9 protein-coding genes are annotated in these 6,291 nt (G+C 64.4%); 4 read left to right on the forward strand and 5 right to left on the reverse strand.

All coding sequences use genetic code 11. The features are described from left to right. Nucleotides 1-279 precede the first annotated feature (279 nt). Entirely contained in the window at nucleotides 280-567 is a 288-nt protein-coding gene (locus ACI944_RS10275) for a ubiquitin-like small modifier protein 1 (protein WP_411718956.1), read from the reverse strand. A 132-nt stretch (nucleotides 568-699) separates the two neighbouring features. On the opposite strand from ACI944_RS10275, the gene tgtA reads away from it, so the two are divergent. Both tgtA and nikR read left to right on the forward strand, forming a co-directional pair. Then, entirely contained in the window at nucleotides 700-2,193 is a 1,494-nt protein-coding gene (gene tgtA / locus ACI944_RS10280) for a tRNA guanosine(15) transglycosylase TgtA (protein ID WP_411718957.1), read from the forward strand. A gap of 100 nt (nucleotides 2,194-2,293) precedes the next feature. Further along, on the forward strand, nucleotides 2,294-2,719 hold the full coding sequence (nikR, locus tag ACI944_RS10285; RefSeq protein ID WP_411718958.1) for a nickel-responsive transcriptional regulator NikR: 426 nt from the start codon (nucleotides 2,294-2,296) through the stop codon (nucleotides 2,717-2,719). A gap of 97 nt (nucleotides 2,720-2,816) precedes the next feature. Here the strand turns inward: nikR and ACI944_RS10290 are convergent, their stop codons facing one another. Further along, on the reverse strand, nucleotides 2,817-2,954 hold the full coding sequence (locus ACI944_RS10290) for a hypothetical protein (RefSeq protein WP_411718959.1): 138 nt from the start codon (nucleotides 2,952-2,954) through the stop codon (nucleotides 2,817-2,819). A 152-nt stretch (nucleotides 2,955-3,106) separates the two neighbouring features. Between ACI944_RS10290 and ACI944_RS10295 the strand changes: the two genes are divergently transcribed. Both ACI944_RS10295 and ACI944_RS10300 read left to right on the forward strand, forming a co-directional pair. Further along, entirely contained in the window at nucleotides 3,107-3,772 is a 666-nt protein-coding gene (locus tag ACI944_RS10295) for a cob(I)yrinic acid a,c-diamide adenosyltransferase (protein WP_411718960.1), read from the forward strand. A 76-nt stretch (nucleotides 3,773-3,848) separates the two neighbouring features. Beyond that, nucleotides 3,849-4,079, forward strand: coding sequence for a hypothetical protein (locus ACI944_RS10300; protein ID WP_411718961.1), 231 nt, complete (start codon nucleotides 3,849-3,851; stop codon nucleotides 4,077-4,079). A gap of 33 nt (nucleotides 4,080-4,112) precedes the next feature. Here ACI944_RS10300 and ACI944_RS10305 read toward each other — a convergent pair whose 3' ends face one another. From ACI944_RS10305 to ACI944_RS10315, 3 genes are all read right to left on the reverse strand, one after another. Further along, nucleotides 4,113-4,334, reverse strand: coding sequence for a hypothetical protein (locus ACI944_RS10305; protein ID WP_411718962.1), 222 nt, complete (start codon nucleotides 4,332-4,334; stop codon nucleotides 4,113-4,115). An 82-nt stretch (nucleotides 4,335-4,416) separates the two neighbouring features. Beyond that, nucleotides 4,417-4,878 (reverse strand): universal stress protein, encoded by a 462-nt coding sequence (locus ACI944_RS10310; protein ID WP_411718963.1) that lies wholly within the window; start codon nucleotides 4,876-4,878, stop codon nucleotides 4,417-4,419. A gap of 1 nt (nucleotide 4,879) precedes the next feature. Beyond that, the coding region (locus ACI944_RS10315; RefSeq protein ID WP_411718964.1) for a sodium:solute symporter family transporter at nucleotides 4,880-6,291 on the reverse strand (1,412 nt) is incomplete at its 5' end.

Genomic DNA, 6,291 nt, shown 5'->3' on the forward strand with positions numbered 1-6,291 from the left:
AGCGGGACGGTATCGACGGCCTCGATCGCCGTCTCAGTGCCGTCGGACCCGTTTGCGCCGTCCGTCGGCCCGGACAGACAACCGGCTAAGCCGGCCACGACGCCAGGAGCGGCAAGCCGGAGGAACTCTCGTCTGTCGGCGGTCATAGCGGCTCCGAAGGGTCGAACGGGCGAGTCGCTTGTGGAATATCAAAGAACCGCTTGAGATACCTGTGTGCATCGCCGTCGACCGGAGCGGGCGTCGGAAGGGGCGTCGCCAAGCGGTTAACGACAGTGACAGTCACCGATGACGGCCGCCGCTCACCGGCGGGAACAACGCGAGGTCGTCGTCGGCCTCGAGAACGGTGTCGAAGCCGTCGCCGTCCGAGAAGGGGTCTCCCTCGTTGTGCAGGAGTCGGATGTGGTCCTCGAGTTCGCCGGCGCCATCAAGAACGATCGCCTCGAGATCTGGGTGCTCGCGGAGCAACTGATCGAAGGCGTCACCGAGCGTGTCGCCCGTCCCTGCCTCAACGTCGACGTGCTTTGCGCCGGCGGCCTCGGCGAGGTTCGCGAAGAGTCGCCATTCCATACCGGATCTGGGCGAGCGGCCGTCTTATGCGTTTGGTCCGGCTCCGAAGAGGTTCTCACGACTCGGCCCCGACGACCGACGCGGGCGAGGAGTTTCAGTCGGCTTATCCCTCCCGGTGCCGTCGGTTCGTCAATGCGCGAGTGCTTCGAGATCCGGGACACAGACGGTGCCGGGCGGATCGGCGAGTTGTCCGTCCCCCGTGCGGACGTGACCGTCGAGACGCCGGCGTTGATGCCGGTTATTAACCCACATCTCCGGACCGTCGATCCCGCGACGCTCGAGTCGGACTTCGGCGCGGAGATACTCATTACCAACGGCTACATTCTTTATCAGAGTGAAGAGTTTCACGAGCAGGCATTGGAGGAGGGGTTAGCCGATCTCTACGACTTCTCGGGGGCGATCGTGACCGATTCGGGCTCGTTTCAGCTCTCGGAGTACGGCGAGATATCCGTGACGAACGCCGAGATCCTCGAGTTCCAACGCGACATCGGCGCGGACATCGGGACACCGATCGACATCCCGACGCCGCCGGACGCGGCCCGCGAGCGCGCCGAGGACGAACTCAAGACGACCAAATCCCGGCTCGAAGCCGCCGGATCCGTCGACGTCGGGGAGATGCTGCTCAACGCGCCGATCCAGGGGTCTACGTACCCAGACCTGCGTGAATCCGCCGCCACCCACGCCTACGGCACCGCCCTCGACGTGTTCCCGGTCGGCGCTGTCGTCCCCCTCATGAACGGCTACCGCTACGCCGAGATGATCGAGGTCGTCCGGGCAGCCAAGCGTGGCCTCGGGGCCGACGCGCCCGTCCACCTGTTCGGGGCCGGCCACCCGATGATGTTCGCGCTGGCGGCCGCGGCCGGCTGTGACCTGTTCGATTCGGCGGCCTACGCGCTGTACGCCCGCGACGGCCGGTACCTGACAGTCTCCGGGACCGACCACCTCGACGATCTCGAGTACTTCCCGTGTTCGTGTCCGGTCTGTACCGACCACACGCCGGCAGAACTCCGCTCGGCCCCCGAAGCGCAGCGCGAAACGCTGCTCGCTCGGCACAATCTCCACGTCAGTTACCGGGAGCTCCGAACGGTCAAACAGGCGATCCGGGAGGGGGCTCTCTTCGAGTTGCTCGAGCGCCGGGCTCGAAGCCACCCGGCGATGGTCGACGGCTACCGCGAACTGCTCGACGATGCCGCGGCGCTCGAACAGTCCGATCCTGTCTCGAAGGCGACGTTTTTCTATCTCTCGGCCGATTCGGCGCGTCGCCCGGAGGTCCACAGACACCACGATCGTCTCGCCCGGCTCCCAGTTTCGGGCGATCGAGTGTTGCTCTCGGCGGGCGGGGACAACAGCCGTTTCGACGAAACGTGGCGGCTCCGGGCACCGTTCGGGCCGGTCCCGCCCGCACTCTCGGACAGCTACCCGTTGACGGCCGAGCGCCCCGAGCGCCTCGGGCGAGCGGGCTACGAGGCGGCCGCCGAGGGCGTTGCCCGGTTGGCCGCGGCGAACCCCGACACGACGTTCGCCGTCGCACACTGGGGATGGCCCGACGCGGCGCTCGATCGGCTCCCGGAGGACGTCGAGATACTGTCACTCGGCCCCGAGAGCGAGCATCCCGACGACGCCTGAGACAGCCGAACGCCCCCAAGCGACCGCAAACACACCACAGAACGCACCGCGCGCTCGCCGATACGGAATCCTTAATATAATACCGCGCCCAATTTAATATATGACCGTTGTCAGCGTTTCGATGCCGGACTCGCTTCTCGACCGCCTCGACGAGTTCGCCGACGAGCACGGCTACACGGGCCGGAGCGAGGTCGTCCGCGAGGCCTCCCGAAACCTGCTCGGCGAGTTCGAGGACAAGCAACTCGAGGGGCGCGACCTGATGGGCGTCGTCACCGTCGTCTTCGATCACGAGACGTCGAGCGCCGAGGAGCGGATGATGGGGATCCGACACGATCATGAGGCTCTGGTCGTCTCGAATGTCCACAACCACGTCGGCGATCACTACTGTATGGAGCTGTTCACTCTCGAGGGAACCCTCGAAGAGATCTCGACGTTCGTCGGCAAGGTGCGGGCGACGAGTGATATCCTCTCAGTCGACTACTCGGTCGTCCCGATCGACAACTTCGGCGCGGCGCTCGCCGAATAGCGCGGGCGCTCAGGAGCTAGAAGTGTGGTATAAGACGAATCGGCGGTTTCGCTACAGTATTCTGGGGCGAAAGCCCACAGCCAGGGGTGCGAAGAGGTCAACGAAGGTCGGGAACGAGCGGCGCGTCTACAGCGGCGACGGGACGGGTCGTATGCCCACCGTCGGTGCAGGACGGGGGCGTTGAGTCGGCCGCTCGGGGCATCCGTGGGACCATCGGTTCGATTTCGTCGCGCATCGTCTATCTCATTCCTCTATTTTCACGCTATTAAATGTAATGATCTACCATTATAGATTCGGCAAGGCGTGCCGGGAGAGGCGGCCATAGGAGCCCAAGCGATCGTCGGGTCCGCCGACAGTACCTTACTGACGGCACCCAAATCATAGGCTATGACAGACCGCGAGACGCCAGGGCGTGGACGGACCCCCGAAGCGCGGGGAATTGAACCAGCCGCGCCGGAGGAGTTCGGCCTCACGCAGGTGTGGTGGGGCGACGGGAAGGGCAAGACGACGGCAACGCTGGGGATGGCATTCCGGGCGGCGGGCCACGGCTACCGCGTCCACGTTCTGCAGTTCATGAAGGGCGGCGCGGACAGCGTCGAGGACGTCCGCGGCGAGTACAACGCCATCGCGGCGATGCCGGGGGTCAGCTACGAGAACCTAGGCCACTACGGCTGGCACGCGATGAACGACGGAACGGACGAGCGCGACCACGAAGCCGAGGCGGCCGCGGGCTTCGAGCGCGCGCGAACGCTCCTCGAAGCCACCGTCGAGGCCGACCTCTCGACGCCGTTTGACCTCGACGCTGATCCCGAGGCGGGCGTCCACATGCTCGTCCTCGACGAAATCCTCTATGCGGCCGATAGAGGCCTCGTCGAACCGGAGTCGGTCCTTGAGTTGATCGAGGACAAGCCCGACAATCTCGAGTTGGTTCTCTCCGGAAGCCACGCCCAACCGGAGTATCTCATTGAGGCCGCCGACCTCGTCACGAACGTCCGCAAGGAGAAACACCCGATCGAGGCCGGCCAGCGCGCCAGGAAGGGAACCGAGTACTGACGATGTTTAAAAACGGAGAGCCGGTCGGGCGGCCGCCACAGCAACCACTATAGGGCCGAAGCGTCCACCCGTGAGTATGGGAAACGACGAGGTAGACCTCGGCGGCGCCTTCCCGGACGGGTTTGCCGTGCCGATCACCGGCCTCTTGGCGTTTCTGTTCGCCGTGTTGGCCGGCGCGAGCGCGTACCCCGCCCTCTCCGGATCGTGGGGAAGCGAAGCGGTCGCGACGCCGGTCGTGTTCGCCGCGGCGAGTCTGGTGTGTCTGCACCTACGCTCGAGGTATCGGGACGGACAAGACGAACAGTAACGCAGGAGAGGATCGGCGGCCGCGAACGCGGGCTTATCGACTCTGTTTCGCTAGCTCGAAGGACCAGAAGAACCCGAAGTACGCCGGGATTCCCGCCAGCATGAACATGTAGAACGCCCACGTCGGCGCGCTCGTGAAGACGACGTCGAACAGAAAGGAGACGAACGCCACCCAAGCGACCGCGAAGACAAAGTCGTACAGCATCCCGGCCCGATTCTCCGCGAGTTGCTCTCTGAGTCGGTCGGCAGGACTCACGGACGGATCACACCGTTCGTCGGATCGGGAGCGTACATATCAGATTGAAATATCGTTGCGGGGGTAATTGCTGCGGTTCGCGCTACTCGACGTCTTGGTAGTCGACGACCAACACCGGCGTGTGCGTCGAGCGGAGCGTCCGTTCCGTGACGCTACCGAGGAGCGCCCGGCGGACGCCGGAGCGGCCGTGGCTCCCCATGACGATGAGGTCGATGTCGTTGTCCTCGGCGTGGTTGGCGATCACCTGGTGAGGCTGGCCGCCGGCGTGGTGTTCGACCACGTCGACGCCGTTCTCCTCGGCCAGATCGTGGACAAATTGGGTTGCCGATTCGGCCTCCTCTCGGAGTTCGGTCATCTCGCCGAACTTGCCTTGCTGAAGTCGATCAACCTGTTCGGCCCCAAGGCCGTAGGCGACCGCGTCCGTGTCGACCACGTACAGCGCGTGGAGTTCGGCGTCGTACTTCGAGGCGAGGTCGACCGCCTGTTTGATCGCCGCTTCGGCGACATCGCTCCCGTCAGTGGGGATGAGTATGCGTTTGTACATTTCAGTCGTCGTCTGAGGTAACTCGGTCCTCTGTCTTTTGTGCAACGATTTCGGCGGCGGTCACGTCCCGATCCATCGGATCGGGGCTGTGACACTGTCGAACCAGCATCTTCGTCTTCTCGGGCGGCTCGTCGGTGACCAACGAGACGACGATAGTGACCGCGAAGACGATCGGCACGCCGACCAGCCCGGAACCGATCGCGGGCATCCACGTCGCGAGGACATCGATCCCCCAGCCCGCGCCGCCGTTGATCAGCCCGAAGTTGCCCTCGTTGAACATCGGAATGAACCAGACGATCAGACCGACGATCATACCCGAGAGCGCGCCTTGGCGGTTCGTGTTCTCCCACCATAGCCCGAGGAAGAACATCGGGAACAGTACGATCGCCGCCAGCGAGAACGCGAAGGAGACGAGCGCCGCGACCGGTTGTTGGGGATCAAGCGCGAAGACGATCGACAGCGCACCGATCGCGATGATGCTCAGGCGGCCGACGAGGACCTGCTGTCGCTGAGTGGCGTCCTCGTTGATGATCGTCGCGTAGATGTCGTGAGAGATCGCCGACGAGGCGGCGATAAACAGCCCGGCAGTCGTTGCGACGGCAGCAGCGATACCACCGGCGGCGACGATACCGACGAGCCACGACGGCAGCCCCGCAAGTTGTGCGGCGAGGACAACGATGACGTCACCGGCTGCACTGCTCATGCCGGGATCACCGTAGACAGCACCGATCTCGCTGCCGTACAGCGCCGTCCCGAAGGCGGCGAAGGCCGGGGCGGAGAGGTACAGCAGACAAATGAAGAACAGCCCCCAAACGGTCGACCAGCGGGCGACCCGTTCGTTCTCGACGGTGTAGAACCGAACGAGGACGTGCGGGAGCCCGCAGGTCCCGAAGATGAGGCTGAAACACGTTGCGATCCACAGGTAGTAGCTTCCGCCGGCGAAGGGGGCGGAGAACTCCGCACTAAGTTCACTGATCAACACGCCGTATTCGAGTTGCGGCAGGATCGTCGAGAAGCCGGCCGTCCAGCCGGTCACCAGCAGACCGACGAGGAACGCGCCGATGAGGATTACGTACTGCAACACCATGTTCTTCGTCGCGCCGAGCATTCCCGACAGCGAGAGGTACGCGATGGTGATCACCATGAAGACGATCATCATCGCCTGATAGCCGGTGACGCCGGGGATACCGGGATCACCGAGGATGTACAGGCCGACCAGCCCCATCCCGCGGGCCTGCCCGAGCGCGTAGACGAACCCGATGAGGAACGTCGTAATCGCCGCGATTGCGCGGGCGGTATCGGAGTTGAACCGGTCGCCGATGAAGTCGGGGGCGGTGTACTTCCCGAAGCGCCGCATCTGTGCGGCGAGGAAGATAAGCAGGATGAAATAACCGGTCGTCCAGCCGACGACGA

It is taken from the genome of Natronomonas sp. (assembly GCF_046710025.1).
Taxonomy (GTDB): domain Archaea; phylum Halobacteriota; class Halobacteria; order Halobacteriales; family Haloarculaceae; genus Natronomonas.